Annotated in this window: 1 protein-coding gene; it reads right to left on the reverse strand. The window is 60.4% G+C overall.

Features of this window, described 5'->3' with window-relative positions:
- A partial coding sequence (locus A3754_RS07845) for a YqaJ viral recombinase family protein (protein WP_197468558.1) occupies nt 1–338 on the reverse strand: 338 nt, incomplete at its 3' end.
- Nucleotides 339–889: the final 551 nt, after the last annotated feature.

An 889-nucleotide genomic window follows, 5' to 3' on the forward strand; every position in this document is an offset into this window, starting at 1 on the left:
TCATCGGGGTGCTGCAGCACGGCATTGACGCGCCGAACCTTGTTGCCGGTGATCTTGGCGTAAGCCTCGGCCACCTTCGGCTCCAGCAGGGTGCCCCAGTACAGGGGGGATTGAATGTCATCGGGATCAGGGGCGGGTAGCAGACCATCCCGTCCGGTCTTGATCATCCACAGTTCCAGAGGGGACTGGTACGGGCTGATACCTACCGCCGCAGCGGCATCACTGGCACCGATCCCCTGCTTGCGGATCTTCAGCCAGTCTTCGCGGTTCATGCGTTTGGTGGACACCAGGCGCAGGGCAGGGCGCTGGCCGGGTGAGGTACTTTTCGGTTGTGCCATAAGATGGCTCCAGATAAAGAAAAGCCCCGGCACAGTGGCCGGGGCTGGGGGTAAGGAATGAGAGGTGAATGTGAGTGATGTCTAAATGACATCATGCGGCGCGCCCTGACGACGAGGGCGACTCATCGCCCATCTCGAAGAAGTCATTCACCAGCGCTTCGATATAACGCTCAGCCTGCTTGTTGCTGGGCAGCTGCCCGGTAGTGAGCAGTTGCTCACCCAGCCACTCGCCTAGCTCGCTGACCACTTCGTACTCGAAGATGCCGGGGCGGCCACGGGGCTGATACCAGATGTGGGAGACCGTTTGCCAGAGCGGGTCCAGGTATTCACAGGACNCGATGATCAGCTCGATACAGCCACTGTCCCAGGCTTCCAGTATCCGGCGGGGCCGGCGAGGATCGCCGGGGTGGCACATCAGGCCTTCATGCAGGAACGCGCCCCACACCGCTGATAATTCAGCAGGCATAGGGCGGCAGTCCCATACCGCCAACAGGCGGTAGAGCCATTTCAGGTTCATGGTGTTCTCCAGGTTTCTTTTAAGAGGGTGTAGA

The sequence above is a fragment of the Alcanivorax sp. HI0083 genome, from assembly GCF_001635175.1.